This window comes from Streptomyces scabiei 87.22 (assembly GCF_000091305.1).
Classification (GTDB): domain Bacteria; phylum Actinomycetota; class Actinomycetes; order Streptomycetales; family Streptomycetaceae; genus Streptomyces; species Streptomyces scabiei.
Map to the genome: position 1 here is coordinate 1,832,291 of NC_013929.1, position 18,428 is coordinate 1,850,718.

General features: G+C 70.7%; 13 protein-coding genes. 5 read left to right on the forward strand and 8 right to left on the reverse strand.

The genetic code is table 11. From position 1 onward, the window contains the following. Positions 1 to 86 precede the first annotated feature (86 nt). Positions 87 to 2,399, reverse strand: coding sequence for a DUF2786 domain-containing protein (locus SCAB_RS44580; RefSeq protein WP_012999496.1), 2,313 nt, complete (start codon positions 2,397 to 2,399; stop codon positions 87 to 89). 127 nt (positions 2,400 to 2,526) lie between these two features. On the opposite strand from SCAB_RS44580, the gene SCAB_RS07720 reads away from it, so the two are divergent. From SCAB_RS07720 to SCAB_RS07730, 3 genes are read left to right on the forward strand one after another with little or no spacing between them, the layout of a single operon-like run. After that, complete coding sequence (locus SCAB_RS07720) at positions 2,527 to 4,341, forward strand: DUF4357 domain-containing protein (protein WP_012999497.1); 1,815 nt, start codon at positions 2,527 to 2,529, stop codon at positions 4,339 to 4,341. Beyond that, positions 4,338 to 5,585, forward strand: coding sequence for an McrC family protein (locus SCAB_RS07725; protein ID WP_012999498.1), 1,248 nt, complete (start codon positions 4,338 to 4,340; stop codon positions 5,583 to 5,585). Before SCAB_RS07720 ends, SCAB_RS07725 begins: the two co-directional genes overlap by 4 nt. Before the next feature lie 40 nt (positions 5,586 to 5,625). Next, a complete protein-coding gene (locus SCAB_RS07730; protein ID WP_012999499.1) occupies positions 5,626 to 7,761 on the forward strand; it encodes a UvrD-helicase domain-containing protein in 2,136 nt (711 codons plus the stop codon). Between the two features lie 27 nt (positions 7,762 to 7,788). Here the strand turns inward: SCAB_RS07730 and SCAB_RS07735 are convergent, their stop codons facing one another. Then, entirely contained in the window at positions 7,789 to 9,441 is a 1,653-nt protein-coding gene (locus tag SCAB_RS07735; RefSeq protein WP_041668951.1) for an N-6 DNA methylase, read from the reverse strand. Between the two features lie 300 nt (positions 9,442 to 9,741). Here SCAB_RS07735 and SCAB_RS07740 point away from each other — a divergent pair, with 300 nt between their 5' ends. Beyond that, the gene (locus tag SCAB_RS07740; protein WP_012999501.1) at positions 9,742 to 12,201 is read left to right on the forward strand and encodes a SpoIIE family protein phosphatase; all 2,460 of its coding nucleotides are present in this window, start codon (positions 9,742 to 9,744) and stop codon (positions 12,199 to 12,201) included. 266 nt (positions 12,202 to 12,467) lie between these two features. Here SCAB_RS07740 and SCAB_RS07745 read toward each other — a convergent pair whose 3' ends face one another. Continuing rightward, positions 12,468 to 13,481 carry a LacI family DNA-binding transcriptional regulator gene (locus SCAB_RS07745; RefSeq protein ID WP_173402846.1) on the reverse strand — a complete coding sequence of 338 codons (1,014 nt, stop codon included), beginning with the start codon at positions 13,479 to 13,481 and terminating at the stop codon, positions 12,468 to 12,470. Positions 13,482 to 13,786: 305 nt separating this feature from the next. On the opposite strand from SCAB_RS07745, the gene SCAB_RS07750 reads away from it, so the two are divergent. Further along, positions 13,787 to 14,752 (forward strand): glycoside hydrolase family 6 protein, encoded by a 966-nt coding sequence (locus tag SCAB_RS07750; RefSeq protein ID WP_012999503.1) that lies wholly within the window; start codon positions 13,787 to 13,789, stop codon positions 14,750 to 14,752. A gap of 99 nt (positions 14,753 to 14,851) precedes the next feature. Here the strand turns inward: SCAB_RS07750 and SCAB_RS07755 are convergent, their stop codons facing one another. The 5 genes from SCAB_RS07755 to SCAB_RS07775 form a co-directional block, all read right to left on the reverse strand. Then, positions 14,852 to 15,127, reverse strand: coding sequence for a hypothetical protein (locus SCAB_RS07755; protein WP_012999504.1), 276 nt, complete (start codon positions 15,125 to 15,127; stop codon positions 14,852 to 14,854). Continuing rightward, positions 15,124 to 15,942 carry a phytanoyl-CoA dioxygenase family protein gene (locus SCAB_RS07760; RefSeq protein WP_012999505.1) on the reverse strand — a complete coding sequence of 273 codons (819 nt, stop codon included), beginning with the start codon at positions 15,940 to 15,942 and terminating at the stop codon, positions 15,124 to 15,126. Before SCAB_RS07760 ends, SCAB_RS07755 begins: the two co-directional genes overlap by 4 nt. Before the next feature lie 154 nt (positions 15,943 to 16,096). After that, on the reverse strand, positions 16,097 to 16,327 hold the full coding sequence (locus SCAB_RS07765) for a DUF397 domain-containing protein (RefSeq protein ID WP_012999506.1): 231 nt from the start codon (positions 16,325 to 16,327) through the stop codon (positions 16,097 to 16,099). Continuing rightward, entirely contained in the window at positions 16,324 to 17,214 is an 891-nt protein-coding gene (locus SCAB_RS07770; protein WP_012999507.1) for a helix-turn-helix domain-containing protein, read from the reverse strand. The genes SCAB_RS07765 and SCAB_RS07770 overlap by 4 nt, the downstream gene beginning before the upstream one ends. Before the next feature lie 173 nt (positions 17,215 to 17,387). Next, a complete protein-coding gene (locus SCAB_RS07775; protein ID WP_037722712.1) occupies positions 17,388 to 18,266 on the reverse strand; it encodes a C40 family peptidase in 879 nt (292 codons plus the stop codon). Positions 18,267 to 18,428: the final 162 nt, after the last annotated feature.

Below are 18,428 nucleotides of genomic sequence, written 5' to 3' on the forward strand. Positions count from 1 at the left end.
CCCGGACAGGCAACAGCTCCGCTGTCACCTTTCCGGGCGGCCCACTTCACGGAAGGACTCGAACCGCAGCCCCTGCTCCAAGTTCCTCAGCGGGTGAGCTGCACGTTCGGCTCCTCGTCCGCGAGGGCCGAGCCGCCGATGTCGGCGTGTCGGCCGTCGGCGACCCCCTGCCAGTACCCGGTGCCCTTGAACTTCGTCGGACGCGTCGTGTTCAGCTTCGGGTATTGCGCGGCGAGGCGCGCCTCGACGAAGGTCGTACGGTCGGCGAGCACCAGGGCCACACTGCGCCCGCTCACCCCCTCCTCGTCCGCACCGGCCTCCTCCTCGGCGGCCGCCCTCGCGGCCTGCTGTGCGGCACCGATCCGCGCGGTCACCTCGCGGATGAAGCCGAGCATCCAGGAACGCTTGTAGGCGCGAGCGTCCTCGGTCTCCGGGCGATGCAGGCGGTCCGCACGGTCCGCGCCCTCCAGCATCTGCAGGCGCAGGCTCGCGAACAGCACCTCGGTGGCCTGGATGTCGGTCTCGAAACCGAAGAGGTGGACGCGGTGGCGGTTGTCCTTGCCGCCGGGGTAAACGGATCGGCAGCGCATCTCGTAGCCGATTCTGGCGAGCAGCCTGCGCCCCTCCTTGACGTAGGGCGGGTGGAGATCGACGATCCGGTCCACCGGCCGCTCCGCCTCGGTCACGTCGGCGTCGAGCATGGCCTGCTCGATGCCGTACTTGGCCATGAGCTCGTAGGCCTTGTCCAGGTAGGCGCGGGCCTCGTCCGCGGTGGCTGCCGGGTTCTCCGCCTTCAGCAGTAGCGCCCTGACCTTGTTGAGCAGTGCTTCGGGCAGCCCGTCGCGCGCGGGCCGGGCGTCGGACCCGGACGTGCCGGAGCCGGACGACGTACGGTCGTCGGCGCGTGTCCGGGCGTCCGCCGCGTCGTCCTCGTCCGCGCCGTCGTCGTCCTCCCGGGCGATCAGGTCCGCCAGGTCCTCCGGGTCCGGCACCAGCGCCGACAGCTCCCCGAGCGCCCAGCGCCGCCAGGCCGCGGTCTCGTCCTCCCGGACCCGTGCCCGCACCGAGCGAAGCCGCTGGAAACTCCCGTCGGTATCCCGTATCAGGAACTCCAACCGGGCGTGGCCGAGTTGGGAGACAGCCAGCAGCGCGCACAGGTCGAAGGCGCTGTCCGGGGCGTAGTCGATCTCGATGCCGGGTTCGGGGTACCACTCCTCGTGCTCGTCCGCCGGGGGCCCGAACAGGTCGGAGAGAAGGTTCCTCTGGAGGCCCGCGCCGGTCCTGACCCGGACGACGGGCGTCGACGGCTTCCCGGAGAAGGCCAGCGCGGCCGCCCTCTCCTCCCTGGAGGTGACGATGCGGTACCAGACGGGGACCGTACCCAGCATGCCGTGCCAGGTTGTCTCGCCCAGCAGATGACGGGCCCGCGCCTGCTGTTGGACGTCCTCGCTCAGCCGTTCGTCCCGCCATCCCTCCTCGCCCGGCTGCTCCTGCGCGTCGAGGAACGCGTCCAGGTAGTCGGCGGCGGAGCGCCGCGCGCCGTGCCTGCTGTCGCCGAGCAGTGCTCGCTCGCACGCAGAGAGGGCGTCGACGACCGGCTGGAGTACGAGCGACATGTATCTCTTGACCGCTTCGGACAGCTCCGCGAGGAACGCCCGGGTGGCCTCCGATCCCGTGGCCTGATGTCTGCGACGCCACGCTTCGAGCTGTTCGACGCCTGCCTGCTGCTCGGCCAGCCACATCAAGTGCCACGCGCTCTGGAGGTGTTCCTCCCGCAACAGCACCGCGTCCTGGACCGCGGCGGCCGTGCCGGGCGCGTCGAGCACTGCCTGTGCCAGCAGCCTCAGCGGCTCCGGCTCAGCGGCGAAGAACTCGGTGGGCGTGAGGAGGTGTCTGCCATGTCGACGCGGCGCCCACTCAGGACAGTCGACGTCGCCCACGCCCGGGATGTCCGCCGACCATCGCACCCGCCATCCCGCGCGGGCATGCGAGAGGTTGTCAGTGGCAGGCTGGCTCCGCCTCCACCACCACAGCAGCATCTCCTCCCAGCCCTGAGCGTTCCAGGACCACAGGGCCGGTTCACCGCTCGCCGCGAGTCGGGACCTGAGTTCTCGTACCGCGCTCTCCAGCTCGTGGAGGTGTCCCCCGGGGATCAGCCTCTCCAGCCATCGGACGGAGTCCCCCACGGGCTGGGCCCGTGCCTCGTCGGCCGCCAACCGTGCGACCGTCACCGCCGCCACCAGCGTGAGGTCACCCAGATCGCTGGGAAGCAACCTGTACAGCCTCGGGCCGGCGGTCTCTAACACGTTGGCGAGGTTGCCGGCCCTGATCTCCAACCAGTGCGCGCGTCTCTGCCGGAACTTCTTCTCCGACAGGCCGTCCGTACCGCTCACTGTCATGTGATCCCCTCCCGGATGCGAAAGGACATCCTAGGAAGCCGGGCGATGGCCGGGAGGAGCCGGGCTGTCAGTGTGGGCCAGTACTCTGCAGGCAAGATCGGACCAATGGGTGTGAGGGGGGATTTCCATGGCCGACGAGTATCCGGAGTTCCGGCTAAGGCTGCCGAACGGTGACGGGATCGACCGGGCGCGGGGAGTACTGCTGGACGAGACGGGCACGAACGGGAGCAGGAAGTTTCTGGTACGGGCCGGTTCCCCCGCGCGCGACCATGTGATGCCCTCGTTGGCCACGCACTTCAAGAGCCCGTTCAAGCGGCGGGAGGAGCTCAAGGCCCAGGGCGTGCTGGTTCCCTCCACGCGCTGGCCGGGGTGGCTGGAGCTGACCGAGGACGTGGAATGCGGCTCGCCCTCCTTCGCCGCCGTGCTCCTGGTGGGTGCCCCGCGCAATGGGTGGGAGGAGTGGCGGACCGTGGACGGCGCGCCCCTGTCCGACTACATGTCGGGCGTGTGGGCGGGCCCCAACCGACCCTGGCTGGTGCGTGGTTCGAACGTGACGGGGCTGGATCTGGTCCAGCGTCTGTGGCTCCCGGAGGGACGGGTCACGCTCGCCGCCCCCCGCCTCCGCCAGGGCGTCCAGCAGGGCATCAGCAAGGAACATCTGCGCGCCCTGGTCGAGGAGGACTACGAGTCGACGGCCACGTACAGCCAGAAGCAGCAGCTCGTCGAGGACCTGCACGCCTTCCTCTCCCGGATGAAGCCGGGCGACACCGTGTGCACCATCTCCGGCGGACAGTTGTACGTCGGGGAGATCACCGGTGAGGCGGAGCAGCGGGAGTCCGAGGACCGGCGCTCCAACCTGCGTCGGCCGGTGGAGTGGGAGCCGGCCGGGCACGCGTACGACGATCTGCCGGAGGAACTCCAACAGAAGCTCTCCGTCCAGCACGACGTCGTCGACCTGACCTCGGTCCAGGCCCACATCGAGGGCCTCGGCCTGACCGACGAGGAACTGTTCGAGGAGGCGGAAGCCATAGAGCGGGATCCGAGCGTGGAGATTCCCGCGCTCACCGCCCGCCGAGAGCTGGAGCTGCCCGAGCCCACCGACGAACTGGCCGCTGACCTCCTCGTGCACGACGCCGAGTGGCTGCGCGAGGTGCGCGACCTGCTGTGGGACGAGCGGCAGTTGGTGCTGTACGGGCCGCCCGGCACCGGCAAGACCTACCTCGCGCTGAAGCTCGCCGAGTTCCTCGGCGGCGGGCCCGAGCAGGTGAAGCTCGTGCAGTTCCACCCGTCGTACGCCTACGAGGACTTCTTCGAGGGCTTCCGGCCCCAGGAGGATCCGCAGACGCGAGAGGTCGCCTTCCGGCTCACGGCGGGTCCGCTGCGCGAACTCGCCGACCTGGCCTCCCGTGAGGGCAACCGGCACATCCCGCACTTCCTGATCATCGACGAGATCAACCGGGCCAACCTGGCGAAGGTCTTCGGCGAGCTGTACTTCCTGCTGGAGTACCGCAACAAGTCGGTACGGCTGACCTACTCCGGTGACGACTTCGCGCTGCCGCCGAACCTGTTCGTGATCGGCACGATGAACACCGCCGACCGCTCGATCGCCCTCGTGGACACGGCGATGCGTCGCCGGTTCGCCTTCGTCGAGCTGTCGCCCCGGACGGAGCCGACGAGCGGCCTGTTGCGCCGCTGGCTGGCGAAGGAGGGCAGGGACAGCGAGCCCGCCGACCTGCTCGACGCGCTCAACTCCCGTGTCGACGACGCCGACTTCCGCATCGGGCCCTCGTACCTGATGAAGAAGGGCGTCTACCGGGAGGGCGGTCTGGAGCGGACCTGGCGGACGAAGATCCTTCCGCTGCTGGAGGAGCACCACTACGGGGAGGGCGTGGACATCGAGAAGCGGTACGGGCTTGCCGCGCTGCGGGAGTCACTGGCGTGACATCGGCCGCGGAGCCCCTGGCATCCGTTCATGCCATCGAGCTGGTGGAGCACGCGCCGACCGTCCGCCGTGCCCTCCCCGACGCCGTCGGTCGGGCGCTGGCCGCCGCCGACATCGCGGAGGCGACCCCCGACCCGTACACACCTGGTCACTGGTGGCTGCGGGCGGGCAGCAGAGTCGGCGCGGTGGCCGTGACCGTACCGGGCGGCAGCGCGCCGGTCACCGTGCGTGTCACACCCAAGGTGCCCATCGCCCGGCTCTTCTTCCTGCTCGGCTTCGGCCTCGACCCCAAGGGGAGCTGGCGGGACGGGGAGGTGGATGTCGCCGAACACCGTGATCTGGTGCCCGCTCTCGCCCACGCGGTGGAGCGGCAGGTGGACCGGGCGCTGCGCCCAGGACTGCTACAGGGATACCGGGCGACCGAGGAGACCGCTCTCGTCGTGCGCGGACGGCTCCGGGAGGCCGAGCAGATACGGCGTCGTTTCGGGGCAGCGCTGCCGGTGGAGGTGGTCCACGACGAGTTCACCACCGACATCGCGGAGAACCGCATCCTGCGTACGGCCGTCGAGCGTCTCCTTCGGCTGCCCGGGGTCCCGCGCGACGTACGGCGCAGACTGTCGCACCAGCGCGGCCGACTGGCCGAGGTGACCGCGATCGTGCGCGGACAGTCCGTCCCCGACTGGCTCCCCACCCGCCTCAACACCCGTTACCACCATGCCCTGCGACTCGCCCGCGCTGTCCTGGACGGCGTCTCCGCCGAGCACTCGCCCGGCGGGCTGCGCATCGACGGATTCCTCTTCGACATGAACAAGCTCTTCGAGGACTTCGTGACGGTCGCCCTGCGGGAGGCCTTTCGCACCACCGGCTCGGGCCACACCGCCCGGCTCCAGGATCCGCACCACCTCGACGAGGCCGCCACGATCCGCATGAGACCGGACTTCGTGCTGTACGGGCCAGACGGCGGCGCCCCGTGCGCGGTCGTCGACGCCAAGTACAAGGCGGAGAGACGGGGTGGCTACCCGGACGCCGACCTGTACCAGATGCTGGCGTACTGCACGGCCCTCGGTCTGCGCGAGGGACACCTGGTGTACGCGAAGGGCAACGCCCCGCACGCCGCCCATGAGGTGCGCCATGCGGGCATCCTCATCCACCAGCACGCCCTCGACCTGGACCAGGAACCGACCGGACTGCTCACGGACATCGAAGGGATGGCCCTCCGGCTGGTGAACACACCGCGCGTATGATCGACTGCGGAGTGTCCGTCCACGGTGGGGAGTTCACCTCGTGCCGCAGCTCGCGTTCGCCAACAGTTTCTGGGAGAGCTACGACGTCCTGGAGAAGCCCGTCAGGGCCGGCGTACGCAAGGCGATGCAGAAGTTCCAGCAGCTCACCGTGCCCGAACTGCATGCGGACAAGGGACTGCACCTGGAGTCCGTGGAGAACGCCCGCGACCCTCGTATGCGGACGATCCGCATCAACGACTTCTGGCGGGGCGTCGTACTTGCACCGAACGACGGCAGCGATGTGTTCCTGCTCGTCAACGTCGTCCGCCACGACGACGCGTACACGTGGGCGGCCAAGCGGCTGTACACGACGAACTCTGCGACGCGGGCGCTCGAAGTCCGCAACGTGGTCGCCATCGAGCAGCTGACCCCGAGCCTGGAGAAGGCGGCGGCCGTCGCGCCCTCGCTGCTGTTCGCGAAGTACTCCGACACCGTGCTGCGTGAACTGGGCATCGACGACCAGATCCTGAGGGCTGTACGGACCATCGTCGACAAACCACAGCTGGAAGCGTTCGGCACTTTGCTGCCCGAGGACCAGTTCGAGGTGCTGCAGTATCTCGCGGAGGGCTTCGGCGCGGAGGAGGTGTACCGGGACGTGGTGGCCGTGCGGCGGCCGGTCGACGCGGGCCCCGATCCGGACGAGAGCCTGGCCATCGTCATCGCCAACACGTCGAGCCGGATCAGGCTCGTCACCGGCCCGGAGGAACTCGCCGACATCCTGGAGAAGCCGTTCGCGGCCTGGCGGGTCTTCCTGCACCCTTCGCAGCGCCGGGTCGCCTATCGGGTGTCGTACGGCGGGCCGGTCCAGGTCACGGGCGGCCCCGGCACCGGCAAGACGGTCGCGGCCCTGCACCGGGTCAAGCACCTCCTCACCCGCGCCCCCGGCACTCGCGTCCTGCTCACCACGTACACGAACGCTCTGGCCGCCGCCCTGCGCGAGAACCTGTCCCTCCTGCTGGACGGCGACGAGGCACTGCTCGCCCGTGTCGACGTGACCACGGTCGACTCCTACGCGCACGGCGTCGTGACCCGCCTCGACGGCAGATCCCCCTCCCCCGTCGGTGACCGGGAGGAGCGCCAGTTGTGGGAGCGCGTCGTCAAGAAGCTCGGGCTGCCGTGGACGGAACAGTTCCTGGCGCAGGAGTACCGTCACGTCGTACTCGCCCAGGACCTGCGCACTCTCGACGCGTACAAGGCCGTCGTACGGCGCGGTCGCGGCAGCGCGCTGTCGGCTGCGCGACGCGAACAGCTGTGGCCTGCCGTCGAGTTGTTCGAGGAGATGCTGCGTGTCCGGAAGGCCACCACGTATCTGAAGGTATGTGCCCGTGCGGCCGACCTGCTCGCCGGATCTGCTCCCACGCACGACCACGTCGTGGTCGACGAGGCGCAGGACCTGCACCCCGCCCAGTGGCGTGTCCTGCGCGGTGCGGTGGCATCCGGCAGCGACGACCTGTTCATCACGGGCGACCCGCACCAGCGGATCTACGACTCCAAGGTCTCGCTCGGCTCGCTGGGTGTCTCGGTGACGGGACGCACCCACCGTCTGCGCATCAACTACCGCAGCACGGAGGAGATCCTGGCCTGGTCGACCGGCATCCTCAGCCCGGTGAACGTCGACGACCTGGGCGGCGAGGGCAGCGACAGCCTCGCCGGATATCGCTCGCTGCTGCACGGCCGAAGGCCACACGCGGAAGGCTACGGCTCCGAACAGGCAGAGGTCGCCGCGCTCGTCGGGAGGATCGAGGAGTGGATCGCCCAGGGCATCCGGCCCTCGGAGATCGGGGTGTGCGCCCGGTTCAACGTGCTGCTCGACAAGGTCCACGACAAGCTGACCGCAGCCGGGGTGCCCGTGCTCCGGGTCAGGGAGAATCCGGGTCCGGGCGTGGACGGGGTACGGCTCGCCACCATGCACGCCATGAAGGGCCTGGAGTTCCGCTGTGTCGCGGTACTCGGAGCCTCGGCGAGCGCGTTGCCGTTCGCGCGCGAGGTGACACCCGCCTCCGTGGACGCGTTGCAGCACGACTCCGATCTGCTGCGGGAGCGGTGCCTGCTGTTCGTGGCCTGCACGAGGGCGCGGGAGGCGCTGGCGGTGTCATGGAGCGGGATCGCAAGTCCGTTCGTACCGCGGCTGAACTGATGTGACGTGCAAGGCAGTGATGAGACGTCACTCCTGTGGTTCCAGCGCCCCGTTGCTCAGCCCGTCTCGCGCGAGTGACGCCGCCTCCCGGCTCAGTTCGCCGACTCTGCGGGCTCGTTCCTCGAATTCCTGAAGCGCCCGGAAGGCCGCCCCGAAACGGCGTTGCTCGGCGATGTCCATCTGCGGGATGCGCGCGCCCTTCCCGTCGAGGCGAAAGGTGCCGCTGGCGCTCGTGGAGCGCCGGGTGTTCGAGGCGCTGCGCAGAAAGCCCCGCAGGTAGTCCGTGTCGAGCTGGTCGCTGACCGAGACCGGCTCGGGATCGCCGTACTCGATGAGCCCTGCTCGGGCGAGGTCGGCGACACTGACGGACGGCCCGTGGACGGCGCCGGGGCCGTCACCCGCGGCGAGTGTCGGCAGCAGGTCGGCCAGCAGCCGCACCTGCTCCGTCAACTCCTGCCGCAGAGACAGGTATTCGGCCACGTAGTCACGGTGGGACTCCGACACATGACGGCCGGGGGTGAGGTCCACCGTGTCGTCGAGCAGGTCGATCAGGGGTACGTCCGCCACCTGGCCCGGGACCGGTTCCGAGGATGCGTCGGGGTCGGTCGCGGTCAGGTCGACCATGCGGACACTGGTCACGGCATCGCCGAGCGTGCGCGGTCGGCGCAGGTGCCACAGGTGCACGGGGAGGGCGTGCGAGGAAGCGGTGCCGGGCGGGAGAGCGGTGACCTGGGTGAGAATGCCACGCCGTACGAGTTCGGCTCGGATACGGCGGCCGGCCTTGCGGTAGGCGACCGAGGCGGGCATGACCATGAGGACTCGGCCGCCGGGGCTGGTGTGGGCGTACGCGTGCTGGAGCCAGGCGAGTTCGCCCTCGGCGCGCGACGGAGTGCCGAATTCCCACCGCGAGTCCAGGAGCAGTTCCTCGCGCCCCCAGTCGGTGTCGCCGACCGGCGGATCGCAGACCACGAGGTCGGCCTTGACATCCGCCCAGAGATCGCCACGCAGGGAATCGCCGGTGCCGATGTCGACGCCCACGCGGCCGGTGAGGTCAGCCCGGAGCTGCGCGAAGCAGGCGCTGCGGGCGTCGGACTCCTGCCCGTACCGCAGGGGCCCTCGGTCCGGCCCCACGGCCAGAAGCAGCGTGCCGATGCCACAGGCCGGGTCGAAAAGGGTCGCGTCACCCGCCACCTCGCCGGCGAAGCGACGCACCGCACGGACCACGCGGGGTGAGGTGACCTGGTCCGAACCGGCCCGGCGCACGGAGTCGGTGAAGCGCTCCGCGAGAGCGTCCACCACCTCGGCCGTGGAACCACTGCCGATCAGGTCTCGCGCAAGCCGGACGGCGTCCTCCGGCAGATCCTTCGGGCGCGCCTCCCCGGCGATCAGCCGTGCGACATCGACGAGCCCGCCGATCATCTCCTCGCCGTAAGCCCCGCGCAGCACCTGCCACAGCCGGACCTCGATCGAGACGTCCTGCACCTTGCGCTGCTTGTCCAGCCACGCCCGCACCTCGGTCAGGTCGAAGAGCGGGCTGTTCACCCCGCCACCGGCGGGCGCGGGAAAGTCGCCGTACCGCCGCCTCCAATTGGAGACGGCAGCGCGAGTGACGCCTGCGAGCCGGGCGATCTCGGCTCCGGTGACCAACGCATTCGTCGATGCCGGGGAGGTATCTGCCATACCCGCCACCGTACACAGTGATCTCGGCGACCATCAACGACCAGGCTCGTTGACGCCGTCAACAAATCTCCCAAGGCGCAGCGCATACTCGCTGTGAATACTTACTCACTCCTCGAACAGCCCCGGGCGTCTGGGACGCCTGAGCACCACCGGGGCCCCCGGCACGCCCACCGCCCCCGCGCCCCGCCGATCCCGGCCGCACCGGTCGGAGCGCCGGAGCGCGGGGGCGGACCTACGCTGGGAAGCGACCGCTGGAATCCAGCCCTGACGGGACCCGCTGCCCGGACGGAGGCGTGTTGCGTGGACAAGGCCGACCAGCAGGATGCCCCCACCGCCGCCGTGGTGGTCGACGCGGACGGCGTGGTGAGCGGCTGGAGCGAGGGAGCCACACTGCTGCTGGGCTGGACGGCGGCGGACACCGTCGGGCGCCCTGTGGCCGAGCTGCTGGTCGATCCCGTACCGCCCGGCTTCCCGGAGGACCACGGTGCCGGCCCCGGCGCCACGGGGTTCGTCCCCCTCCGCCACCGGGACGGTTCCACGCTGGACGCCGTGGTGGCGGTCCATCCCCTGCACGGCGCCGACAGCCGGACGCTGGGCCACGTCCTCACCGTGCAACGCTGGGGGCGCCGTCCGGTGATCGCCGACCGGGCCTTCGAGCAGAGCCCCTTCGCGCTGGGTGTCTACGACCCTGAGCTGCGGTTTCTGTGGATCAACGCCTCCTCCGGCCGGGTGATCGCGCACACCGAGGAGCAGGTGCTCGGCAAGAAGTACCGCGAGGTGCTTCCGGAGTTCGACCGCTCGCTGTTCCCCCAACGGGACGACAAGCCCTACACCGACGCGCTCGCCGAAGTGGCGAGGACGGGCGAGGCCACGCGTCTCATGACCGTCTTCCGCCCGCGCGGCAGCGACTACGCGAATGCCTGGGCCACCAGCATCTGGCCCGTCCGGGACGCCGAGGGCACGGTCCGCGCGGTCGCCAACTGGGGATTCGACATGAGCGCCGAGTACTGGGCCCGGCAGCGACTGCTCCTCCTCAACGAGGCCAGCGGCGGAATCGGCCGGACACTCGACGTGATCGGCACGGCCGAGGAACTGGCCAGGACCCCCGTACCGGGATTCGTCGATCTCGTCACCGTGGACCTCTTCGACGAGGTGCTGCGCGGGGAGGAGCCGCCCTCGTCACCCGCGTTCGGCCCTCGCGAGGCCCTCACGCTCAGCCGCGCCGCACAGCACAGCGCGAGGGACGACGACTTCTCCCTCACCGAGCCCCCCAAGCCGGTCAGCCACGCCGCCGGTTCCGTGGCCGCCCGCTGCATGACCACCGGCAGGTCCACGGTCGAACTGACCGCGCCGGCCGGGCAGGGCGGCGAATGGGCGTTCGGGCCGGGGCTCGCCGCCGACCCGGCCCACTGGCCGCCGGGCAACCCGGTGGTGGACGAGTCGCTCGCCGAGGACGGACTGACCGGCCGGATCACCGTGCCGCTGCGGGCGCGCGGCGCACTGCTCGGTGTCGTCGTGTTCTCCCGCCTGGACCGGCCCGAGGCCTTCACCGCCGACGACCTGATTCTGGCCGAGGAGCTGACGGCCAAGGCGGCCGTGGCCATCGACAACGCCCGCCGGTACTCACGCGAACGTACGACCGCGCTGACCCTGCAGCGCAGTCTGCTGCCGCAGCGGCTGCCGAGCCAGGAGGCGGTCGAGGTGGCCTCCCGCTATCTGCCCGCCGGGACCGGCTCGGAGGTGGGCGGTGACTGGTTCGACGTCATTCCGCTGTCCGGGGCCCGGGTCGCCCTGGTCGTCGGCGATGTCGTCGGCCACGGCCTGCACGCCTCGGCCAGCATGGGGCGGCTGCGCACGGCGGTGCGCACCCTCGCCGACGTGGACCTGCCGCCGGACGAACTGCTCACCCATCTGGACGATCTGGTCCTGCACCTCGCCGGCGACCACCACCCCGGCGGGCACTTCCAGCCGACCGGCGAGTCCGGGGCCACCTGCCTGTACGCCGTCTACGACCCGGTCTCGCGCCGTTTCACGGTGGCGAGCGCCGGCCATCCGCTGCCGCTGGTCGTCCTCCCGGACGGCACCAGCATGCCCGTGCCCGCGCAGCCGGGGCCGCCGCTCGGCATCGGCGGGCTGCCCTTCGAGGCCACCGAGGTGGAGCTCCCCGAGGGCAGTCTGCTCGCCCTGTACACCGACGGTCTGGTGGAGAGCCGCGAACGCGACGTCGACCAGCGGATCGCCGATCTGCTGAGGGTCCTGCGGCCTTCCGCGACGTCACTGGAGACTCTCTGCGATACGGTGATGGACGCCATGCTCCTGCCCGGTCGCCGGACCGACGACGCGGCCCTCCTGCTCGCGCGCACGCACGCGCTGGATCCCCACCATGTCGCCGGCTGGGACGTCGAGGCCGACTTCGCGCAGGTGCAGCAGGCCCGGCAGGCGGCCGTCGACCAGGTGGAGGCGTGGGGTCTGGCCGAGGCGGCGTTCGTCACCGAACTCGTCGTCAGCGAGCTGGTGACCAACGCCATCCGGTACGGCGAGCCGCCGATCAGGCTGCGGCTGATCCGGGACACCGCTCTGATCTGCGAGGTATCCGACGCCAGCAACACGGCCCCGCATCTGCGCCGGGCCCGCGCCTTCGACGAGGGCGGCCGGGGCCTGTTGCTCGTCGCTCAGCTCACGCAGGGGTGGGGCACCCGGAACACCACCGACGGAAAGACGATCTGGTGCGCGCAGCCCCTCACCCGTCCGGAGCCTTGACGAGGCCGAGCCGCCACGAGCACGGGTCGCCACGGGCACGGGTCGCCACGGGCACGGGTCGCCACGGGCACGGGTCGCCACGCACCCGAGCCGCCATCAGCACGCGCCGCGACGAACACACACCCGAGCCGCCATCAGCACGCACCGCGACGAACACGCACCCGAGCCACCACGAGCACGCGCCGCGACGAGCACGGGTCCGACGTTCCATGTGCACGCGCCGCGACGAGAACGAGCCCGGCCGGTCCCGGCCGGGCCCCTCCGTCTCAGGCGCTGGCGCGGACGACCAGGCGCGTGGGCAGGATCAGCGGGGTGGGGTCCTGCCCGTTGACGAGCCCGACGAGCATGCGCGCCGTCTCCCGCCCGAGGTCCGCTATCGGCTGGTGGACGGTGGTGAGCGGCGGATCGGCGATCCGGGCCACGGCCAGGTCGTCGAACCCGACCACGGCGACGTCGTCGGGAACCGGCCGCCCCGCCCCCCGCAGGGTGCGCAGCGCCCCCGCCCCCATGTTGTCGTTGGCGGCGAACACCGCGTCCACGTCCGGGTGTTCGGCCAGCAGCGCGGCCATGACGGCGGCCCCGCCGGGCTCCGTGAAGTCACCCTCGTACGGCGGGAACGGTTCGCGCCCGGCGGCCAGCATCGCGTCCCGGTAGCCGCGGTACCGCGCGCGGCCCACCTCGGTGTCCAGCGGCCCGCAGATCGCGGCCACCCGTGAGCGGCCCTGGGCGAGCAGGTACTCGGTGGCCTCGCGCGCTCCGCCCGTGTTGTCGACGTCCACGTACCAGCGCGGGGCCGATCCGACGGGGCGGCCGCCGAACACCACCGGCATCTCCGCCTCCTCGGCCGCCCGCGTCAGCGGATCGTTCTCGCGCAGCGCCATCAGCATGACGCCGTCGGCGCCCTTGCCGCGCAGCAGGTCCTCCACCCGTCTGCGGCCCCGGTCGGTCGCGGCCAGACACAGCATCAGATGCAGGTCGGCCTCCTCCAGCGCGGCCGACGCCCCCACGATCACCTGGGCGAAGAAGGGATCCGCGAAGATCGACGGGTCCTCTCCCGAGACGACCAGCGCGGCCGCTCCCGTCTGCCGGGTGGCCAGCGCGCGGGCCGTCGGATTGGGCACGTAGCCGAGTTGCCGGACGGCCCGCTCGACGGCCTCGCGCTTGCCCCGGCTGACGTGCGGCGCGTCGTTGAGCACCCGGGAGGCCACGGAGCGGGAGACCCCCGCGAGCGCGGCCACGGCGTCGAGTGTGGGAGGGCGACGCGGTGGATCCCCTGCCATGACCATGTGGACCCCTCCCCCTGGCCGAACACGCCGAAAACTGGGAGCGCTTCCGGTCATAGGGACCGTAGAGCCTCGGACTCACCCTGTACAGAGGGAGTTTCGCCCCTCGACTCTTGACAGTTCTACCAGCCAGCCACACGATACCGACCACACCCCAAAGGTTCTCCGCACTACTGGAAGCGCTTCCAATGGGAGCGCTCCCACCTCTCCAGGCACGTCGAACCACCGCACTTCCTCAGCGCGTCGCACGCTCCGGACGAGAGCGTGCGGCGCATCCCTGCCAGGAATTCCGAGGTGATGTCATGCGCCGCAGGCTCCGCGCCCTGATGGCAGCGCTCTGCTCGTTGCCGCTCGCGCTCGCCGCCGCTCCGTCCGCCCACGCCGCCGACCCGACCGGCATGACCAGCGGGTTCTATGTGGACCCCGACAACAGCGCGAAGCGGTGGGCCGCCGCCAACCCCGGTGACGGCCGGGCGTCCGCGATCAACGCCTCCATCGCCAACACCCCGATGGCCCGCTGGTTCGGCTCGTGGAGCGGCTCGATCGGGTCCGCCACGGGCTCGTTCACGGGCGCCGCGGACAGCCGGGACAAGCTACCTATTCTGGTCGCGTACAACGTCTACAACCGCGACTACTGCGGCGGGCACTCCGCGGGCGGAGCCTCCTCGCCGTCCGCCTACGCGAGCTGGATCTCCCAGTTCGCCGGCGGCATCGGCAACCGTCCGGCGCTGGTGATCCTGGAGCCGGACTCCCTCGGGGACTACGGCTGCATGAACCAGGCGCAGATAGCCGAGCGCCAGAGCATGCTCAGCGGCGCCGTCTCCCAGTTCAGCCGCCAGGCCCCCAACACCTGGGTCTACATGGACGCCGGCAACCCCGCCTGGACGGACGCCGCGACCATGGCCAAGCGGCTGCACGAGGCGGGCGTGCGGCAGGCCCACGGCTTCTCGCTGAACATCTCCAACTACCTCACCACGGGCGAGAACACCGCCTACGGCAACGCGGTGAACAGGGAGCTCAGTGCCCGCTACGGCTACACCAAGCCGTTCGTCGTGGACACCAGCCGCAACGGCAACGGCTCCAACGGCCAGTGGTGCAACCCCTCGGGCCGCCGCATCGGCCCCGCCACCCAGATGGGCGGCGGCGCGGAGATGCTGCTGTGGATCAAGGTGCCGGGCGAGTCGGACGGCAACTGCGGTGTGGGATCCGGCTCCTCGGCCGGTCAGTTCCTGCCCGAGGTCGCCTACAAGATGATCTACGGCTACTGACCACGGCCGCCAACCCACCGCTCCAGGACTCCCGTGGCCCGGTCCACTCGCCCCGTGACCGGGCCACGGGCTCGGCGTCAGCCGGGAGAGGTCTCGGCGTCAGCCGGCAGGGGTCTCCTCCAGCTTCTCGAAGAAGAACTCGTGCTTCAGGAACGAGACGTCGTACTCGTGACCGGGCCGGGGCGGCAGCAGTTGCGACGCCTGGAAGAGGCGCCACCCGTCGAGCAGCGCGTCGAGCCCCGTCGCGTACGGCGGCTCGTCGCTGTCCCCCGCCGTCGGGCGGGTCCGGCCGGTCCCGTCGTACCGGGACCAGCCCACGACCGGGGAGTCGAGCGCCGAGGTCGACAGATACAGGACCAGGACCTGTTGCCTCATGCGTGGCTCCTCGGGGCGGGCCGGTTGCTGACGCGCGTGACCCAGTACTCGACGTCGAACGACTCGTCGCCGGTCAGGGCCCGCCACAGCAGGACGCGGTTGTAGATCTCCAGTCGGCCGGTGGCCTGCTCGTACCACGGGAAGGGGGTGTCCAACTCCGCGGTGACGGCCGGGTCGTGCAGGTCCGCGGTGTCCCAGAGGCGCACCTGCGGCACGGTCGGGTTGAGGCGCAGTTTGTACATGAAGCGGCGGCGGTCGGTGTCGTTGCGGCGGCCGCCGTGCCAGATGCCGTGGTGCAGGAGGACGACCGTGCCGGCCGGGCAGGTCAGCCGGGTCTGTCCCCGCAGGTTCTGGACGCGGCCGATGTCCGTCTCGTTGATCCGGCGCAGATGGCTGCCGGGCACGCTGAGGGTGCCGCCCATCTCGGCGGTCACCTCGTGCGGGTAGTACATGAGCTGGATGTCGAACGCGTCCGGCCGTACGTCGATGATCGCGTCGGCGTGGAGGTCCTGCGCGTGGCCCTCGTGGGGCTCGCGGACGTGCACGGCCTGGTGGTCGACGGTCGGTCCGGGTCCGACCAGGCTCTCCACGGCACCGGCGACGACCGGCAGGTCGAGCAGTTCACGGACGAAGGTGCCGGGCGCGAACGCGGCGCTCAGCGGGGTGCCGTACGGCACTCCCGGCAGACCTTCGGCCAGCGCGGCGACGGCCCGTTCGTTGATGTCCGGCGGCACCACCCCGTCCAGGCGCAGAAATCCCTGCGCGACGAAGCGGGCCACCTGAACCGAGGTCAGGAGGTTCTTGCTGGTAGGCATACGACGAACCTACGGACCCTGCATCGCCCTGTAGTGGGCTGAAATCTTCCTGTGGTGGTCCATTTCCGCGACCGGCAACCGGCGCGGCCGGTGGGCGCCCCCGAACGGGAGACGCCCACCGCCGCGGACCAGCCGACCACACGGGCTGGGCGGACTAGGCGGTGAGGTCCGCCTGTCGGTGCCCCCGGTGTCCCTGGGGGCCCTCGTGTCCCACGAACCCCACGAACCGCGACCACCCCGCCCGTCCGACCGCGAAGTGCGGCAGGGTCACGTCCTTGGAGTCACGTACGCACACGGCCTGTCCGGTGACGGCGACTTCGACGCAATCGTCGCCCTGGCTACCGCTGTAGCTTGACTTGAACCACGTCAGTTCCGTCGTGCTCATAGGTCCAGTTCCCCTCGGAGTCGCTCCAGCAGCGCCCGGGAATCCTTGGCATTCAGGGCCTGCGAGCGCAGTGTGTCATAGCGCTGATGGAGCAGGCTCACCTCTTTCGAGTCGGAGATCAGACGGCCGTTCTGCTGTCCTTCGGAGTACGCGAGCCGCTGCCCCTGCGGCGTCTCCAGCAGTCGCACGGGTCCGTCGAGGCAGGCGTGCAACCCGGTCTCCAACGGCACGATCTGGAGCGTCACATTGCGGGGCGCGCTCAACTCCAGCACATGGTCGAGCATCCCCCGCATCCGCGCGTCGTCCCCGAACCGCCGCCGGAACACATGCTCCTCGACGATGAAGCTGAACGGGGTCGTCGGCCGCTCGAACAGCATCCGCTGACGCTCCATCCGGCGGTCCATGAAGCTGTCCAGCTGGTCGTCCGGTGTCACCGGGACGGTCCCCTCGAAGACCGCCCGCGCGTAGTCCCGCGACTGCAACAGCCCGGGGACCAGCCTGCATTCGTACGTGCACAGGCTCACCGCGACCCGCTCCAGCCGGGCCCACTGGCGGAACCAGGCCGCGAGGCCCACGTCCCCCCGCCCCCGCGTCACATACTGTGACGACTTGCGCAATGCCCCGGTGTTCCCCAGCAGTTCGTCGGCCCGCCGCACGTAGTTCGCGTCCGGCATCCGGCGCCCCTGCTCCACCGATTCCACCGTGTGCCGGGAGAAGCGGACGAGATCCGCGAACTCCGTCCGGCTGTAGCCCGCGTGCTCGCGCAGCGCCTGTGTCACGGCGCCCCACGTCCGCAGACTGTCCGAGGGGTCGGGTTCGCGGTCCACCGCCGTCCCCTCGTCGGCCACTGCCTCGTCGTAGTCGTTGCCCATCCCGCCGCCCGTCATCCGCGGCCACCTCCGGTCCTCGTGCGCTGTGGCCCCCATGCCCCGACGGCACCCAGCGTGACGGGAGGACGTGCGTACTGTCCACAGAATGTGCCCGTACGCTGACTCAGCGTACGGGCACAGGTGACGCTCACACAGGTGGCCGCCCCCCGACGGTCACCGGCGCGGGTGCGTCAGGTGATGGGAGGTACGTCCTTGCAGTCGGATACACCCTCAAGCCAGGCCGCGCCCTTGATGTAGATGTTGGTGACCCACGCCCTGTAGTCCGGCAGGTAGGACCAGACGTCGTTCTCGTACCCCTCCGCGTCGACCTTCTCCGCGTGCTTCTGGCAGTACACGCGGATGGTGGTCGAGTACGGGAAGGCGTAGACGCGGCGGGCCGCGAGGCGGGGCTCGGCCTTGGTCCAGACGCCGGTGCCCCAGGTCTGGTGGATGTTGCCGGTGGGCGTCCCGGTGTTGACGCGGACGGCGCCGAAGTAGGTGCTGCCCAGACGGACGTCGCTCACCATCAGCTTGGTGCCGGACTGCTTGGCCTCGACCATCTTGCCCGCGCCGAGGTAGATGGCGATGTGCTGCATGTCCGTCGAGTCCTTGCCGTAGGCGAGGAGATCGCCGGGCAGCAGCGGGGCGAGACCCTGGGCGGCGGTGAAGCGGGCGGCGGCGCGGTGCGTGTAGTACTGCTGGCTGGCGACGCCGTCGAGGATGTCCGTGCCGCCGGTGGCCTGGGCGTAGGCGTACCGGACGAGGCCGGAGCAGTCGAAGCCGCGCCGCTCGGGGTCGTGTTCACTGGCCGGGTCGGTGGGGTCGACCTGCCCGTAGGTGGCCCCGGGCTTGGCTCCGTGGCCGCCGCCCCAGGTGTACCAGGTGCCGGCGGCGACCTCGGCGCAGGCCGCGGCGATCGCCCGCTCGGCGGCGGCCGAGGCGCCCGGCGCGAGCACGCCGCAGCCGGCGGCGGGAGCGGCCGGAGCGGCCGAGGCCGTGGACACCGGCGCCCACAGGAGCAGCGCCATGAGTGTGATCAGTGTGCGGATGACATTGGTCCGGCTCACCATGCCGGAACCCCCGTTTCCTGTCGGTCTCGATGAACGGATGGTGGTGGTCGTGCAGCAGCCTGGCCGACCACCGCCCCGCGCGTCGAGATCCGGGTGTCGCCCCATCCGGGCGGGCAACGGGAAACACCTGGGAAACCCCTGGTGAGCAGGGCGGTTGCCGAA